At 39.3% G+C, this 18899-nt stretch carries 10 protein-coding genes; all 10 read left to right on the top strand.

What is annotated here, in order from left to right; genetic code table 11:
• Positions 1-263: 263 nt before the first annotated feature.
• The 10 genes from AC1TO5_RS15315 to AC1TO5_RS15270 all read left to right on the top strand — a co-directional run bounded on the left by AC1TO5_RS15315 (position 264) and on the right by AC1TO5_RS15270 (position 18875).
• Positions 264-5150, top strand: coding sequence for an S-layer homology domain-containing protein (locus AC1TO5_RS15315; RefSeq protein ID WP_482063704.1), 4887 nt, complete (start codon positions 264-266; stop codon positions 5148-5150).
• Positions 5151-5295: 145 nt separating this feature from the next.
• Positions 5296-7113 carry a sensor histidine kinase gene (locus AC1TO5_RS15310; protein WP_482063703.1) on the top strand — a complete coding sequence of 606 codons (1818 nt, stop codon included), beginning with the start codon at positions 5296-5298 and terminating at the stop codon, positions 7111-7113.
• Positions 7114-7123: 10 nt separating this feature from the next.
• The gene (locus AC1TO5_RS15305; protein ID WP_482063702.1) at positions 7124-8725 is read left to right on the top strand and encodes a response regulator; all 1602 of its coding nucleotides are present in this window, start codon (positions 7124-7126) and stop codon (positions 8723-8725) included.
• A 192-nt stretch (positions 8726-8917) separates the two neighbouring features.
• A complete protein-coding gene (locus AC1TO5_RS15300) occupies positions 8918-10237 on the top strand; it encodes an ABC transporter substrate-binding protein (protein WP_482063701.1) in 1320 nt (439 codons plus the stop codon).
• A gap of 72 nt (positions 10238-10309) precedes the next feature.
• On the top strand, positions 10310-11221 hold the full coding sequence (locus tag AC1TO5_RS15295; RefSeq protein WP_482063700.1) for a carbohydrate ABC transporter permease: 912 nt from the start codon (positions 10310-10312) through the stop codon (positions 11219-11221).
• A gap of 13 nt (positions 11222-11234) precedes the next feature.
• On the top strand, positions 11235-12065 hold the full coding sequence (locus AC1TO5_RS15290; RefSeq protein WP_482063699.1) for a carbohydrate ABC transporter permease: 831 nt from the start codon (positions 11235-11237) through the stop codon (positions 12063-12065).
• A 102-nt stretch (positions 12066-12167) separates the two neighbouring features.
• A complete protein-coding gene (locus AC1TO5_RS15285) occupies positions 12168-14390 on the top strand; it encodes an alpha-galactosidase (RefSeq protein ID WP_482063698.1) in 2223 nt (740 codons plus the stop codon).
• A gap of 199 nt (positions 14391-14589) precedes the next feature.
• Positions 14590-15843 (top strand): ABC transporter substrate-binding protein, encoded by a 1254-nt coding sequence (locus tag AC1TO5_RS15280; RefSeq protein WP_482063697.1) that lies wholly within the window; start codon positions 14590-14592, stop codon positions 15841-15843.
• A gap of 213 nt (positions 15844-16056) precedes the next feature.
• Positions 16057-16587: a YceI family protein gene (locus AC1TO5_RS15275; protein ID WP_482063696.1), complete on the top strand. Its 531-nt coding sequence runs from the start codon at positions 16057-16059 to the stop codon at positions 16585-16587.
• Positions 16588-17129: 542 nt separating this feature from the next.
• Complete coding sequence (locus AC1TO5_RS15270) at positions 17130-18875, top strand: ABC transporter ATP-binding protein (protein WP_482063695.1); 1746 nt, start codon at positions 17130-17132, stop codon at positions 18873-18875.
• The last annotated feature ends 24 nt before the right edge of the window (positions 18876-18899 follow it).

Here is an 18899-nt window from a genome sequence, read left to right as displayed (position 1 = left end):
TACCTAATTTTCGAAAAAGTATTTATTATTGTTATCAATAGGCGGGGTTTCCTGTTTTTTCTAGTTATTCAGTAATAAAAGTCAAGAAAGTTATCATTAAAGTAAAGAAATTGATACTAAAATATATTGTATTGGTTTTCTCTGGAATGATGTAAAGAAAACAAAAAAAGAGGTAAAGAATGGATATGTTGATTGGCTTATCTATCTAGTATTCTAATTAGGATAAAGAAATATTTTCAATTATAAGGAGGCTATCGGTTACAATGAGACATTTATCAAAGCGAATTATTGCGACAGTACTGGCGTTACTATTGTTGCTTCCCACAACGGTTTGGGGAAGTTCACCGGCTGCAATGAATGATGATACAGAAGTAATTCCGGTTTACAATTGGGATTTTGAAAGCGATCACATTTTTACTGGAACAGAACAGGAAAGTTATATTGTGAGTAATGGTAGTACTACAGGTGAACCAAGTTATGCTGAACTTAAAGGTACAGCTACTATCGAAAATGATAGTGAAAGAGGAAATGTGCTATCACTTAAAGGTGGAGCAAATGGCAATAGTTATCTTACACTTCCAGATGATCTATATGGTGAGGTTACAGATGAGCTGACATTTGCAGTCTGGGCTAATATTGACCAGGATGCGGATCCGTATATGCGTCTATTATCCTCCACTATTACCGAAAAAGGGCTTACATATAATGGAGTGAATGGATGGTGGCAAGATCCAGAATTTATTGTCATTGCCGGTGGAGGAACATTTAATAACCGCTTTTTTATTGGTACAGATTCGAATGTGGTTGCCAGCTACAAAGGGGATGTCGTTTGGAATACAAATCCTACTAAAGGCAAGTGGCAGCATATTGCCATTACTCTGAAGAATGATGGTGCTTATGATGTTTATTTGGATGGGAAATTGATTGGTGTGAGTAGTTTGTCCGCGAACAATAGTTCGCCTGAGGCTACAATGACCACAGTTCTCGAAGAATTCTTCACTAGTGACTACCTGGATGCTTTGACATTCAATGATTTTGGTAAATCCCTTTATACATCCGATAATGATAGTCGCGGAAAGTTTGACGATATTCGAATATACAATACCAAATTGACCGCCGATCAAGTTAGTGCTTTGTATGAGGAGACAAAACATGAGGAAACCGATTTGGTGAAGCCTGCAAAAATATCTGTCGATTTGGCAGATCGATCGCTGGGAGAAGTATTCCATGGTGCAGCTGGTGCTCTTTATGCGATCAGTGAGCCAAACGTACCGGACATCAATACGTTGATTCCGATTAAGCCCTCACATATTACTCAGAAACCGCCAAATGGCATTCAGCACCCAACGGGTGATGCTCTGAGAGTTGCCGACTATTTCTTCGAAGCTGGAGGGGAAGCTGTTAATATCGTCATGCAGGATTATTATCAGCAATGGTACTACCCCTCTAGGACAGCAGAGGAATATATTGAAGAAGCTGTCATCCCAATTACAGAAGAAATCAAAGCATACAAGGTAAAATGGGCTGCTGAGAATCCTGGCCAGGATCCAGATGGAAAGTTCATTTATATTCCATTTAATGAGCCTGAACAAAATTACACTCGCTATCCACAGTTACTGAATAACACCTCAACAGGAGAAAATTCAAGAGCAGTGTTTAATAGTGATTGGTTAGCTGTAACGAATAAGATCAAGGAAATTGACCCTGGTGCGATCATCTCAGGTGTGAATTTAACACAGTATGGAGCAAAAGTGTTTGAAGATTTCATTCCCTTCTGCATTGAAAATGATTGTTTGCCTGAGATTATCAGTTGGCATATGCTGTGGGACAAAGCTTTTGACGCTGCAGCATCGAGCGAGGGTACCTACCGGTCTGTTGAAGCGAATAATAGACAGAAGTATGTAGATAAGTATCCGGATCGCGAAGTTCCATTCCCAATTAAAGTCGATATTAATGAATATGCTGCGACGTCAGAGATTGCAGTGGGCGGATCTCTTGTTCATTATATAGCGCGCTACGATGAACTGAAGATGAACAGTATGTTGCCTTATTGGAATACTGCCAATTCTTATGGTTCCTTGCTTGCTGGACAGAATGAGCCGAATGGCGCATGGTGGTTGTATAAGTGGTATGCGGACATGATGGGCGGAGACATGGCGAAGATCAGCGTCATTGATAAGAGAAACGAAAAGGACTTGTTTGGTCCTGGTTTATACGGTTTATCCTCAATTCAAGATGATAAAGAACAAGTAAGTATAGCTTTTGGTGGCACACAAGGAGATAGCAAGATCGTGTTCAACAATGTGTCGGGCAATGCAAATAGCCCAGCTTTCCTTACAGAGGCAGAGGAAGTACGAATCACAGTATGGCATGCAGGATATACTGGTCTGACTGGCTTCCTTGTAGAGCCGACACAAATCATAGATCGCAATTATCCGGTTGAGAATGGCGCGGTAACGTTGGATGTGAACTTAGATGATTATACATCCGCATATTTCGCAGTTATTACTCCAGCGGTAAATAATGATTCAAACGAAGTATGGTTCAGCCGCTTCGAAGCAGAAACGGCGGAGGTGCAGACAAATGTTAGTACGACGGATCATTATCCGCGTAAGAGCACTGGTCGCTCAGCATCCAATGGGCAGTACATCGGAGGTATCAATAGTCCGGACAGTTTAGTACAGTGGAACAATATTACAGTTCCAGCTGATGGTAATTATAGATTGGACATGATCGGTGGAAGCGGCGCGACGACAGACATGCGTAATCAATCCAATACAGGGAATAGCAAGCAACGTATCAATTCGGAATGGTTCATCAAGATTGATGATCAGCCTTCAATCAAAGTTGTCCTACGTGCGGATTATAGTATGGAGTTAATAGGAGGTAACACGATATTTGTTGATCTGGAAGAAGGCAAGCATTCCATTAGTATTAGTAAATTCGATATAGAGACGGGAGAAGAAGGTCAAGGCGAATCCACACTTGATGCAATCGAATTAACATATAACGGTGAGTTGGGCGAACTTCCGAATTATCGTGTACAGGCAGAATTTGCCGAGTACGATACCGCGAAGGGGTTGTCGAGAGATAGTAGCTCCGGAGACTTCGAAGGTGCTGGATATGTGACCGGGTATGGCTCTGATCCCGAAGCGAATACTCGTTTCGTCGTAAGTGTGCTTAATGACGGTATGTATGACGTGAAGATTCGATATATGTCGTCCAACGATGGCGCCATCATAATCAATCATGACCGCAAACATGTCGTAGACGTTCCTGTTGAAGATACGAACGATGAATGGCAAGAAGCTACGCTACGTATGTTCTTGCGTCTAGGTATCAATTTAATTGATGTACAATCAAACACAGCACTAAGTTTGGATTACATTAATGCAGCTTTTGTTGACCAAGCTTCATTGTTTTCGATTGAAGCTGAAGAAGCAATTATCGTAGGAACTCCGTACGAAGCCGAGTTGCCACTCGTTCGGGATGACTCCTTCGCGAAATATGCTTCGGGCGGTAAGTATGTGAATGGGATTACATCATACGACGACGAGGAACGGTATCTTGAAATCAAAGATATCTCCGTACCGAAAGATGGAATTTACAAGCTGGTTGTCACATACTCAAACGGTGAAAGTACGGGTACGCACTCCTATAATAATGACATTGTTGAAAGATATGCACAGATCAGTATAAATAGTGGTCAACCGCAAACGGTATACTTTAAAAACACGATTTCGTGGCAGCAATTCACCACACAAACAATCGATGTTGAGCTGAAGAAAGGCGACAATACGATTCGTTTCTCTAATAATGGCACTTATAACGGTGGCTCCAATGCATATGGTGGGATTGGTGCAAATGGTATATTTAATGACTACACATCTGTACCAATTCAGTATACGCCTGCATTTGATAGATTCGATATCTATCCGCAAAAACCATATGACGGAAGTGGCGATGGCGACGGCGACGGAAGTGGCAATGGAAACGGCAATGGCAATGGTAGCGGTGGAACAGGTAATGTTACCCTTCCCAATGAGGAAACAGCAAGCGGCGTTGTTGAGCCGATTGTCAATGGATCAGGAGTAGCACTGATCGAGCTTACTGGCAACGACGATACGGTACGTTTGTTAGCAGGTTCGACGCAATGGGATAAAGTTAAGCAGCTCATTGTAAGTAGAAATGGAGTCCAAGTAGATATTACAGCAGCTATTATTGAGCAGCTCCGTTCTCTTGTTGATGAGCAAGGACTGAAGGACGCTGAAATTATTGTGGGGCTTCAACCATGGTCTGCAGATGCGGTCGAACAATGGGTTAGCGATACAGAAAAGAAATCTGGAGCTTCGATTACTGCAGCGGGCAGCTTCGTAAATATTTCATTATCGTTATTGCTTGCAGATGGCAGTATGCGATCATTGGATAATTGGTCAGATGAGGTCGTATTGACTTGGACTAATGAAGCATTAATTAGTACTAGTAAATTTGCAATCTATCGCTTGAATGAAGATGGTACAATGGTCTATATCGAGCAAAAACGTAATGAGCTCGATCAAATCATTATTTCCGCTAATCAAGCAGGATCATATATTGCGATTGCTTATAGTAAGCAATTTGATGATGTAGCTAGTACGTATTGGGCAAGTGAAGTTATTAATGAATTAGTGATGAGACAAATTATTAATGGAGTTAATCAGAATAACTTTGCACCTAATGCAGCAATAACGCGAGCAGAATTTGCAGCGTTGCTGGTGAGGGCAATTGGACTAGAAATGAAGCTAGGAGCTAGCTTTGAGGATGTTAGTCCAAACCAATGGTACGCTTCAGCAATCTCGACAGCATATCAAGCTGGGATTATTACCGGCAAAGGAAATGGTCAATTTGCACCAAATGCTGAGATTTCCCGAGAGGAAATTGCTGTAATGACGATGAGAGCATATGAAGTGCTTTATGGAAAAGTAGAAGGTTCTCAAGGGGCTAAAAACTTTGCCGATCAAGCAGCCATTAGTACGTGGGCACAAGATGCAATAGGAGCAGCTGTTGAACTCGGATTAGTGCAAGGACGTGGGAATAATATTTTTGCGCCTAAGTATAATGCGACTCGGGCAGAAGGAGCTCAACTAATTTATCGTTTGTTAGGGTTATAATATAGTAGATTCATATGATAACGTATGAGTGATATGGTTGGTTATAGGCAGTCTTGTCCTTGAGGGATGAGGCTGTCTATGCCATTTTTGTGATGTGTCGATTGTGATCACGATGTATTGCTCCGGAGAATATACGAGGAAGACTTTGATTGGAAGTGGTGATGAAGTAATGATTAAGAGGTTTCGATTTATTAGTATTAAGAAAAAGATGCAAGTAATGTTTCTACTAGTTATATCGGTGCCTATTTTTACGATGTTTTTGAACTCTTATTTATCATCACAACAGATGCTAGAACGAAAATACACCGATCTATTGAGTGATGTATCAAAGCAATCGAATATTCGTATTGAAGAGTTTTTGGAAGACACAAGAAAAATTTCACTAATATCAAGCTATGGTATTAATAGCTATGTATCTGCTGTATCTCAAGAGAACTATCCTATGCAAAATTATTTGCTTGATGATTCTAAGCGCAATGAAAATCAAGCTATTCAGTTATTAAATAACTATATAACAATGAAAGATAATGCCTTCTCCGTATATGTATATAATTTGAATGGCGGAAAGGATCTCTATATAAGTACGGATAAAACGATAGACTTTACATATCATCCTAAGAATGAAGTGTGGTTTCAACAATTTCTAGCATCGGATGATATTACCAGAGACGTACCAACATTATTGGATAAGCAGACAAAGTGGGAAGAAAACTGGGCAATTCTTAATTTGCGAAAAATTTTTGATATGAACAATGGAAACTTAATAGGAGTCATGGTTATTAGTATTGACATTGATTTTGTAGATAAGCTGAATCAACGACTTCAGGAGGATAGTCGTTCAGCCTTCACGATTGTAGATGAGAACGACAAAGTAATATTCAATAGTAACTATGAATGGCTAGGTCAGTCCTTTACCGAGTTATTTCCACTAGATACGAAGCAGATGGCCAAAGATTCTAATCGAGAGATTGTGTCCGCGGATGGCGAAGATTATATATTAATCCGAACGCCATTTGAAGCTCACAGGTGGACCAGTTATTTGTACATGCCAGTTGATGAATTGGCTGTAGAAGGAGATATCTTAAAGCGTAATTTAATCTATGTTGTCATTGGATTGCTATTGTTTACATTAATAAGCTCCTTATATCTTTCTAATTTAATTACACGTCCTATTAAAAGTTTAATGAATAATATGCTTCTCGTTGAAAAAGGTAAATTTGATAATTTACCAAAGGTAAGATCCAATGATGAAATAGGTTTATTAGCCAATCGCTTTGAACAAATGTCTGGAGAGCTGAAGCGGCTTGTTGAGAGGATCTATCTGGAGGAACAGGAAAAGACGGAGGCGGAGATTCGGGCATTGCAGGCTCAGATCAATCCCCATTTCCTGTACAATACATTAAATTCATTGAAGTGGATTGCTACTATGCAACGTTCGGATAAGATCGTTGATATGACCGAGGCGTTGATTTCTATCTTACGTTATTCATCTAAAAATGATAGTAGACTCGTTACCATTCGCGAAGAGTTACTATATATCGAACACTATTTTACGATTCAAAAAGTTCGCTATTTCAATAAAATTACAGTACATTATGAAATAGATGAAACATTACTAGATACACTCTTACCTAAGTTAACGATACAGCCAATCGTGGAAAATGCTATTTTTCATGGTATTGCAGATATTGAGGATGAAGGGATCATTACGATAAAGGTATGCCCTGTTAACGAGCAAATTACAGCTATTATTGTAGTTGATAATGGTTGCGGCATGGACGAGCAGACTTCTATGAAGCTATTACGACAATTACAAGGAAAAGACAAGGAAGATGAAGGTATTGGTGTTCGCAATGTGCATTATCGAATCCAGCACCGCTTTGGAATGCAGCATGGACTACAGTTTAATAGTAAGTTAGGTGAAGGAAGTCAGTTTACTATTACAATTCCGAGAAATCAGTGAGGAAAAAACTATGATGAATATCATAATTGCCGATGATGAGCTTCTTATGCGAATTGGTCTGAAATCGATGATTAATTGGGAAGAGCATGGCTGTCAAATTGTTGGCGAAGCGGCAAATGGCAAGGAAGCACTTGATATGGCACTAAGGCTTAAGCCAGATCTTATCATTACAGATATTAAGATGCCGATCATGGATGGACTCACCTTAATTAGAGAAATGCTTCATGATAAAGTAGATTGTCAGTTTATCATTCTTAGCTGTATGGATGAATTTCAATATGCGAAAGAAGCATTGCGGCTAGGAGCTGTTGATTATCTCATCAAAAGTGATTTGAAACAACAGCAGTTATTAGAAGTGTTAGAAGTAGTGAAGCATAATGCTCGTCAGCGCGCCATACAAGGTGGCAATATCATGCTTAAAGAGCAATATAAAGATAGTATTTCATACTTGAAGGAAACGCTATTCAAAGATCTGTTTAGTGGCTTTCGAAGCGAAGAAGAAATGCTTGAACGTATTGAGACGCTTCAAATTGGTGTAAAGCAAGGAAAGCTAGTATTGGTGAAGCTGCGCATCAATGATTTTGAAAGCATTAGACAAAAATATGTTGAGCAGGATGAGAAGCTACTTCGCTATGCCGTTATGAATATTATGGAGGAAATTATTCCCCGTAAATGGCAGAAGGAAATTATTGTGGAGACTTCATCAGAATATTTGTTAATTATGAATATCGATGACATGCTAGAACAAATCCCAAGACAACAACTCAATTCTTTATTTGAAAAAGTTGAAATGACGATGAAGGACTTTTTGAACATTGGAATATCTATAGGTGTAAGTAGTCTTGCCAATGGTTTTATAGGATTGAGGGCAGCTTATCGTGAAGCGGATACTGCTATGGAGCAACATTTTTTTGAAACGAATAACGATGTGCAGTATGTGGACTCTTTGGGTATGTGCATGGAACGTAGGTGTGAAAGCTTTTCTTTAACCTTAGATGAGGAAACAGCGTTTCGGCAGATCGTCGAAGATCAAGAGGCTGTAGGGACTGAATTTCTAGCAAAGCTGAAAAAACGATTGTATGAGGAAGGGATTTCTGAGCAAGGCGTGAGAAAAGCGTATATTAGAATGATTTCACTTATTTCCTCTTGCTTCCCTATCGTGCCTGATTTGCTTATAGAGGGTCTAACGCCGTACGAACAGATGATGAAGGAAGAAAAGCTAGAAGGAATTCATGCTGTTACGGTTGGTTTCTTGCAGCATTGCCAGCAACATAATTCGGAACAGCAACTGGGCATGCATAGCTATGGAGAACAAGCACGCCTCATCATTATAGAACACCATGCAGAAGATATTTCATTACAATCTGTTGCCAATCTAATTAGTGTTAATCCATCTTATCTTAGTCGAGTATTCAAGCGGGAAACAGGAGAGACGTTCGTCAGTTTTTTGACGCGGGTAAGAATTGAAAAAGCACAAAGACTATTGCGTAGTAAGCATATGAGGATTTATGAGGTTGCAAGTCAGGTCGGCTACCCTAACACGGCATATTTTAGTAAAATATTTAAAAAAATGACGGGGTTTACGCCAGAGGAGTTTCGGAATTTAGAGTAATGAAACAGAAGAAGTCAAAAAAATGATTGGAAAAGTAAAGAAAGTACATGGGAATCCATGTGCTTTTTTTGTGCGTCTGAAGAGGTAAAAAAAGAAGTGGTTACGGTAAAGATTATTGATTTTGGTTATTAGCCAAATTTATTAAGATGGGTTTGTAAGGAAATAAACTATAGCTTTAGGGGGATATGGAATATGAAAAAAAGAACATTGCCATTATTATTAACGCTGCTTCTAGTTGTAGTAGTGCTAGCAACAGCGTGCTCTGGTAAAACAGTGAATAATGCAAATGGTGGAAACAGCACAAATACACCTGCGACTGATGGATCAGGCGCAACGACTAACGACAAACCAGCTGGAAAAGATGTGACGTTGACTTATGCAGTATGGGATTCTAATCAAGCAAAAGGACTTCAAACGATTGCTGATGAATTCGAGGCAGCTAATCCAGGAATTAAAGTAAATGTAGAAGTAACGGGCTGGGCTGAATATTGGACAATGCTAGAAGCGGGTGCAACAGGTGGTTCTCTTCCAGATGTATTCTGGATGCACTCTAACGAGATCTACAGATATGCATCTAACGGTATGCTACTAGATCTAACAGATAAAATTGCAGCTAGTAGTTCTGTGGAAATTAATAAATTCCCAGAAGGTCTCGTTCAAATTTATAACCATGAAGGTAAGCAATATGCTGTACCTAAAGATTATGACACGATTGGATTATGGTACAACAAAACACTATTCGACGAAGCACAATTATCTTATCCAGACGATACTTGGACTTGGGACGATCTATACAATGCGGCTAAAGTGTTAACAAAGGATGGGAAGTACGGTATCTTGAATCCGCTTCACAATCAAGAAGGTTACTATAACTTCGTATATCAAAATGGTGGAACGATCATTACGGATGACAAAAAATCTGGTTATGATGATCCGAAAACAATTGAAGCTTTAGAGTTCTATACGAAATTTATACGTGATGGTCTGTCTCCAGAAATCTATGGTGACGGCGAGCGTGCAGAAGCATTGCAAAATGGACTTGTAGCTATGGGTTACTTCGGTTCTTGGAACCTATCTGGCTTTACAGCTAACGAATTTATCGCACAAAACTTTGATGTAGCAGTACTTCCAAAACAAGCTAATCAAGCATCAATCTTTAATGGTCTTGGTCATGCGATTGCAAACAGCTCTGATCATCAAGTAGAAGCTTGGAAATTCGTAGAATATTTGAGCTCAAAAGATGGTCAATTCAGACAGGCTGAACTTGGTATTGCGATTTCTGCATACGAAGGTGCTGCTGACCAATGGTTAACTTCTAACACAACATTCAATATTAAAGCATACGTGGATATGGTTGACTATGCAGTAATTAGACCATATTCCAATACAACAGCAGTTTGGGAAGATAAAGCGTATGAAGCATTGAATCCAGCATTTACAGGAGCAATTTCTGTTGAAGAGGCTGCCAAAAATGCAGCAGCAATTATGAACGAAAGCTTAGCATCGGAATAAAGGGAATAGGTAATTAATGGTAAATTACGGCAACCTTAACGGGTTGCCGTAATTCAATAGGAGTGGATAAATATGAGCACGACTAAGAAACTGAAGGTTTCCCGAAGTACGTTAAACGAGTGGAAATGGGGCTGGTTTCTCATAGCTCCAACGATTATCGGACTTATTGTGTTGAATATTATTCCAATCATTCAATCGCTCTATCTGAGCTTTTTCAAGAGCGGTGATTTCGGCAAAGGTAATATTTTTGTCGGCTTGGATAATTATAAAAAGTTGTTTGCTGATCCTCAAGTATGGCATGCAGTTGGCAATACATTGCTTCATGCAATGCTTGTCGTGCCTATTAGTATTGTGATTGCCTTATTCATTGCAGTATTACTCAATGGAAAAGTTAAGGGCAAATCAGTGTTTCGCACAATTTATTTTATCCCTATGATCGCAGCACCGGCTGCCGTTACGATGGTATGGAAATGGCTGTACAACTCTAACTTCGGATTAATCAATGTTGCACTAACTAAACTCGGACTTTCAAAAGTTGATTGGATTACGAATCCGAATGTAGCGTTAATATCTATTGCAATCATCGGAATATGGAGTGTTATAGGTTATAATATGGTGCTTTTCTTAGCAGGTCTGCAGGAGATTCCGAAAGACTATTACGAGGCATCTGATATTGATGGCGCGAGTCGGGTGAGACAATTCTTTACGATTACATTGCCATTAGTCACACCGACGTTATTCTTTGTGTTAGTTACATCAATTATTCAGGCGATGCAAGTATTTGATGTCATCTACATGATGATTGAAATTACTAATCCCGCATATGAGCGAACGGTATCACTTGTGTATTTATTCTATAATAATTCATTTAAGTATTCGGATAAAGGCTATGGATCAGCGATCGTCATGCTGCTACTTGCTATCATTATGATTATTACAGTTATTCAAATGAAAGCACAGAAAAAATGGGTAAATTACATGTAGGAGGTGCATCAAGATGGTTGCTAGTAATAGATTGTCTAAGATCATAATACAAGTTGTTTTAATCGTAGGTGCTTGCGCAATGATTTTACCATTTATATGGATGGTGTTAACCTCCTTTAAAACAGTGGCAGAATCGACTTCGTTGAATCCGTTTGTTATCCTTCCATCCGTTTGGAAGTTTGAAAACTATTATGAAGTCATTGCACAAAATAATTTCCTTCGTTTATATTTCAATACGTTTTCAATGATGGCACTACGAGTGTTTACTGCCGTCCTCTTTAGTGCGATGGCGGCTTATGCATTTGCTAGACTTAACTTCCCGGGAAGGAACTTTTTCTTCGGACTTGTTCTATTTCAGATGATGGTTCCAACGCAAATATTCATTATTCCGCAATATCTTATGGTAGATGCAATGGGGATGCGAAATACAATCTTTGCACTGCTATTCCCTGGTATCGTTAGTGCGTTCGGTACATTCTTACTACGTCAATTCTTTATGGGATTACCTAAGGAGCTAGAAGAAGCAGCAAAACTTGATGGCTGTAATATTGGTCAAACCTTCTTGAAGGTTATGCTGCCGCTTGCGCGTTCTGGGCTAGTAGCACTTAGTATTTTTACAGCATTATTTGCCTTCAAAGATTTGATGTGGCCAATGATCGTGAATACAAGCTCTAATGCGGCAACATTATCATCAGCACTTGCTAAAATTCAAAGTGCCTATTCTGTAAATTACCCGGAATTAATGGCTGCATCTGTTATTGCAATCTGGCCTATGCTTATTATTTATATGATCTTCCAGAAGCAATTTATTGAAGGGATTGCAACGTCAGGCGGTAAGCTGTAAATGAATTGTACTCAATTCAGGAAGTTAACCAAAAGTTAGGTTTATGCTTTCGAAGCTACTTTTTGTTTACAGGAAGTTAACAAAAAGTTTTAGGAGGACACTATGCCAATTATATATCATGAAGCATCACGTCAATTTCATCTAACTAATGATCATATTAGCTATGTATTTCATGTGCTGGATAATGATCAGCTAGGTCAACTTTACTTCGGAAAGTCTATACGTGATCGTGCTTCCTTTGGACATCTGTTCGAAGGCGGATTACGTTCATTAGCCGCTTATGTATTCGACGACGATTATCATTTCTCTTTGAATCATACGAGGCAGGAATATCCGGCGTATGGTACTACTGATTTCCGTCAGCCTGCTTTTGAAGTGAAGCAGGATAATGGAAGTACAATTACTGATTTTAAGTATCAATCACATATCATTTATGATGGAAAAAGTAAGCTTGACGGCTTGCCTGCAACGTATGTCGATGCACCAGATGAAGCACAGACGCTTGAAGTTACGATGTATGATGCGGTAATTGAAGCAAAATTAGTGTTAAGCTATACTATTTTTGCACAATCAGCAGTTATAGCTCGTAATGTCAGATTTATGAATAAAGGGAAGCAACAGCTTGTATTGACGTGCGCACTTAGTGCTTGTCTTGATCTTCCAGATTATGATTATGAGATGGTTCAGTTAACAGGAGCCTGGAGCCGTGAGCGCCATATCAAAAATCGTAAATTGGAGCATGGGCTGCAAAGTATCTATAGTCTTAAAGGAACGAGTAGTGCGGAATTTAATCCGTTTATTGCCTTGAAGCGTCCTAATACAACGGAATTTTCGGGAGAATCAATTGGTTTCAGCTTGGTCTACAGTGGTAACTTTCTAGCACAGGTTGAGGTTGATACACATGATACGACTCGTGTAATCATGGGGATTCATCCTGATCATTTTGAATGGCCGCTTGCAGAAGGGGAAAGCTTTCAGACGCCCGAGCTAGTTATCGCCTATGCTACAGATGGACTGAATCAGCTAAGTCAAACCTATCATCAACTGTATCGCACGAGATTGGCCCGTGGTTCTTGGCGCGATCGTGTTCGACCTATTCTTATTAATAATTGGGAATCTACGTCGTTCCACTTTGATGAAGATCAAATTATTAAGTTTGCACAAACTGCACAAAATCTTGGTATTGAACTATTTGTACTGGATGATGGATGGTTTGGAGCGCGAAACGATGATCGCACAGGACTTGGAGATTGGTTTGTCAATGCAGATAAGCTACCGAATGGGATTACAGGACTCTCTCGCAAAATAGAACAATTAGGTATGAAATTTGGGCTATGGTTTGAGCCTGAGATGGTCAATAAGGATAGTGAATTATTCCGTGCACATCCAGATTGGATTATTCATACACCGGGTCGCCATCCGTCACCTTCGCGCAATCAATATGTACTCGATTATTCGCGCCCTGAGGTTGTCGAATACATTTATAAGATGATGTCTAACATTTTACGTGAAGCAGCAATTTCTTATGTCAAATGGGATATGAATAGATATATTACAGAATGTTATTCCATTATGAAATCAGCGGCTGATCAAGGAAAAGTATTCCACTCCTATATATTAGGCGTGTACCAGCTTTACGAGCGATTAACTACGGAATTTCCGCATATCTTATTTGAATCATGCTCAAGCGGCGGCGCTAGATTCGATCCAGGAATGCTCTATTATGCGCCACAAGCATGGACAAGCGATAATACAGATGCGGTTGAACGACTGAAAATACAGTATGGCACATCCCTTGTATACCCAATTAGTAGTATGGGAGCGCATGTGTCCGAAGTTCCTAACCAACAGGTAGGTAGAATGACTTCATTGGAGACGAGAGCCAATACAGCTTACTTTGGCGCCTTTGGATATGAATTAGATTTGAATGAGCTTTCTGTGGAAGAACAGGAGAAAGTACGTTCTCAAGTAATATATGCTAAGCAGCATCGACAATTAATTCAACATGGAATATTCTACAGACTATCTAGTCCGTTTGAAGGAAATTCAGCAGCTTGGATGGTCGTTTCTGAATGTGGTCAAGAGGCGCTTGTTGGTTTCTATCAAATACTGAATGTTGCTAATCGTGGCTGGAGACGATTAAAGCTTGCAGGGCTTAAGTTAGACGAGAGCTACATGATTAACGGACAGTTAGAACAGCAGCATTATGGTGATGAATTAATACAGGCAGGTCTTGTTATACGATTGTCAGATTTAAGTTCTGGTGGAGGCGACTTCTCTTCTGCTTTATATCACCTTAAAGCTAATACCAATAGCGAACTATGATGGTTAAACGATATTGGAAAGTGCAACTTAAGAAGAAGCGCATATGAAAATATGTGCTCTTTCTCGATTATATTAAATTCGTTTTTGTTAAGTCTTCAAATTATCGGTAATATGCTATGTTTTTTAATGTTAATCCATTATGATAGAATAAACTGGACATAAATGGAAAATGGTGATTAGAATGCTGAGTTGGCGAAAGATGAAGTTACTAACACTTGTGCTTATGTTGTTACTAGTTGCTTGCGGAGATATAGAAGATGAATATGAGCGTGAGGGCGTGCAGAAGGATGAGCCCATTATATTGTATTATGGAAGCTATCTACTTGATTCAGCCCAAGCAAGTAAAGTATATTATGATGCCATTAGTGAATTCGAAATGCAAAATCCAGGTATTAAAATAAAAGCTGATTTTATTCAAAATGCTAATTATACTGCGAGTATAAAGATTAGATTACTGGGTGGAGAGAAGCTTGATGTATTTGATGCATGGTCTCCAAGCTTATTTGAAGAATTTCGTAAACTTAATCCAAATGTCTATTTGAATTTAACGGATACAGAGTTTCTACAACAATTTTTGCCACATACCCTTACGCCAGTTACGATAGACGGTAAAGTGTATGGTGCGCCAGAGGTCATGCATAGTGATGGTTTGCTATATAATCGTACGATGTTTGAACAGTATGATCTGGATGTACCAACGACATGGTCGGAATTTATTACATTATGCGAAACGCTAAAATCAAAAGGTATTATACCTATTGCAACTGACGCAGAATGGTCTACCAATCAATTTTTCTGGGGATCAATCATGTCTAACAATGGGGCAGATGGAAATTGGACAAAGAAACTAGAAAATGGCGAGGTATCCATAGCTGATCCGATCTTTGTTGATGCAATTGAAAAAAACAGAGAAATTATTGAGCGCGGCTTTGTTCCAGAAAATTGGGAAGGTCTTAAGCATGAGCAAGCAAAGGACCTTGTAGGTCAAGGTCAAGCAGCTATGATTATTACAGGCACATGGAGTATTACTAGTTTGATGGAACGTAATCCTGATTATGATATTGATTTTATGATGGTTCCAGGAGAGGATCGAACCGTACCTAATATTAACATTGGTACGTACCGCGTTATTAACGCAAAGACGGAGTACCCAGAAGAAGCAAGGAAGTTTGTTGCCTTTATGAATAGTCGTATAACTCAAGAAAAGCTAGCAGAGGGAGCTTTTGCAGTGCCATCGGTTGCAAATGCTAGTATATCTAGTGAGGTTTCCGCAAGAATTTCCAAGATCGTAACTCGTGAAGATGCCGTATTATATTGGCCACATACCGTTTCAACAGAATCTTTGCAAGTGAAAATTCAAGAAAGTGTTAACAGATATTTGTTGGACGAATCAATCGAAAATACGCTTCAGGAAATTCAATTCGCGATTGATGAGGCAAGAACGAGTAAGTAGTAGCTATGAGTGAGGCAACAAGGGTGAAATACTTATTATGCGCCGCTACATGGCGGAATGAAAAGGGCAATTATAATGTCATTGAGAGAAAAAAACCATGCAAACATAAGCATAAAAAAAGTATTGACAATTGTGTGAATAAGGATTATTATAAAATTATAAGCTTTACTAAAGTAAGTAAATATAATATTTATATTAACGGAGGTATTTATTATGACAACATCTAAATGGGCATTGGACGTATCACACAGTTTGATTGAATTTTCAGTTAAGCATCTTATGATTGCAAAGGTTAGAGGTTTATTCCATACTTTCGATGCAAACATCGAAGCTGATCTTAACGATCTATCATCAGCAACAATTGAAGTGAATATCGACTTAGCAAGTGTAGATACACGTAATGAAGATCGTGATAACCACTTGAAATCTGCTGATTTCTTTGATGTAGAGAACAGCCCAAGTTTGAAATTCGTAGCGACTTCGATTACAGCTACGAAATCTGATGATTACACAGTAGTAGGTAACGTAACGCTTCACGGTGTAACGAAGGAAGAAACATTCAAAGTAACGTTTGAAGGAGCTTCTACTGACCCTTGGGGTAATGAAAAAGCAGGATTTAGTGCAACAGGTTCATTGAAACGTAGCGACTACGGCTTGACATACAATGCTGCTCTAGAAACTGGCGGAGTACTAATCGGCGACGATATTAAAATCAACATTGAATTTGAAGTGCAAAAAGCATAATTTTCGTTCATAATAAATACCTTCATCTAGTTGAATAACATATAAAATAACCGCTCTATCATCGATGATAGAGCGGTTATTTGTGTAATTATGTGCGTGGGGCACAATTACAAATTACTATCATAATATTATCAATGACTGCATAATTTAGAATTGTGTTCAATTACGGAGTGAAGCGCATACAACAATTGTGGCTTTCCGAAAAAAAAAGAATTGACAACTAGGTTTTTACAATGATATTGTGTAAACATATTCTAAAAAATGGAAAGGGGGTTACGTATCATGAGAATTACATTTACTACATTCAGTATTCACAATGAGGATATCGTAATCCGCGCCCATAGAGCTAACTTTAATTAGCACTTTACGGCGTATGATTACGAATCGTAGTCATGCGCCTTTTCATTAGCATAGAAGTAAGTGATTGTATTGCGTACTTTACGCGCGAACTTACTATGATGAAAAAGCATGCCTGCGAGCTAGGCATGCTTTTTTGTGCCTATTATGTAACAAAACTGCATATGAGGGGTTGTATATACACGATGTTAAGTGTACTGACAAAGCTAGGTTGGTTTTTCAAATTAGAATGGAAAAGATATACGCTCGCTATCGGGCTACTATTTATAACGGGAATTCTTGATATGATCCCACCGTTGTTAATCGGCAGAGTAATCGATGGTATTAATCAACAATTATTTTCTAGTCGAGAGTTTCAGCTGATGATTGTATTTTGGGTTGTCATTACGATCGTCAGCTATGCGATCACGTATGTTTGGTTTAACAAATTATTTGGGGCTTCCTTTGTCCTAGAGCGAATTTTGCGTGCGAAACTAATGGGACATTTTCTACGAATGAAACCGACATTTTACGAACGTAACCGTACCGGAGATCTGATGGCGAGAGCGACGAATGATCTCGGCGCGGTATCTAACACAGCGGGATTTGGTATATTAACGCTGTTTGATTCTACTATTTTTATGATTTGTATTGTAGCGGTAATGAGTATCATGATTAGCTGGAAGTTAACGTTAGCGGCATTGCTGCCAATGCCACTTATTGCGATTGCATTATCTATTTTTGGTAAAATTATTCACCAACGCTTTATGGCTGCACAGGATTCGTTCGGTGAATTGAATGATGATGTACTGGAAACTGTTTCAGGTGTGCGTGTTATTCGAGCTTTCGTGCAAGAAGAAGCAAGCAAAGAGAAGTTCCGCAAAAAAACATTAGAAGTATTGCAGCGTAATTTGGCTGTCGTAAGAATCGAAGCTTTATTTGAGCCAACGATGAAAATATTAGTTGGATTCAGTTACTTAATTGGTGTTGGCTATGGTGCATATCTCGTATTCAATAGCGAATTGACACTTGGTGAGCTAGTGACGTTCAATATGTTTCTAGGTATGCTGATCTGGCCAATGATCGCGATGGGCGAATTGATTAACATTATGCAGCGTGGTAATGCTTCATTGGATCGTGTATCTGAAACGTTAGGATATAAGGCGGATGTAGCGAATAAGGCAAAGACAGCGAAAGATCATGCGCCGTCTAATGTACAATTCGAAGATTATCAATTCCAATATCCAAGCTCTGATAAGATCAATCTTAGCCAGCTCAATATATCAATTAAGCAAGGGCAAACATTAGGAATTGTCGGTAAAACGGGTAGCGGTAAAACAACGATATTGAAACAACTACTAAGAGAATATCCTCTAGGCTCAGGTCAGGTGAAGCTAGGCGATCATCAGCTTGATGATCTTTCGCTGGAGGATGCACTTAGCTATATGGGGTATGTGCCACAGCAGCCTATTTTATTCTCGCGCTCCATTCGCGATAATATTCTATTCGGGGATGAGCATGCAACGGAGGATCAGCTTCAGCATGCGCTAGAGCGAGCATCATTTGCCAAAGATATTCATTTCTTACCTGATGGACTAGATACGATGGTAGGAGAGCGTGGAGTTGCCTTATCTGGCGGGCAGAAGCAACGCGTAAGTATCGCGCGTGCGCTGATTGCTAATCCGGAAATTCTAATGCTTGATGATGCTTTATCTGCGGTCGATGCAAAAACGGAGATGGAAATTATTGATGGCATCAAGCTTGAACGTCGACAGAAAACAACCATTATTACGACGCATCGTCTATCGGCAGTTCAACATGCGGATTGGATTATTGTGCTCGATGAAGGTGCTGTTATTGAACAGGGAACGCATGAGCAGCTATTAGCACGTGAAGGCTGGTACAAAGAACAATATGATCGCCAACAAATTGAACTAGAGCTAAGCTCGTAGCAGTAAGAGAGGTGAATGAAGTAG

The organism is Paenibacillus sp. Y930 (assembly GCF_056786375.1).
The sequence above is the reverse complement of the archived record's forward strand: the minus strand, read 5'-3'. Positions and strand labels throughout refer to the sequence as shown.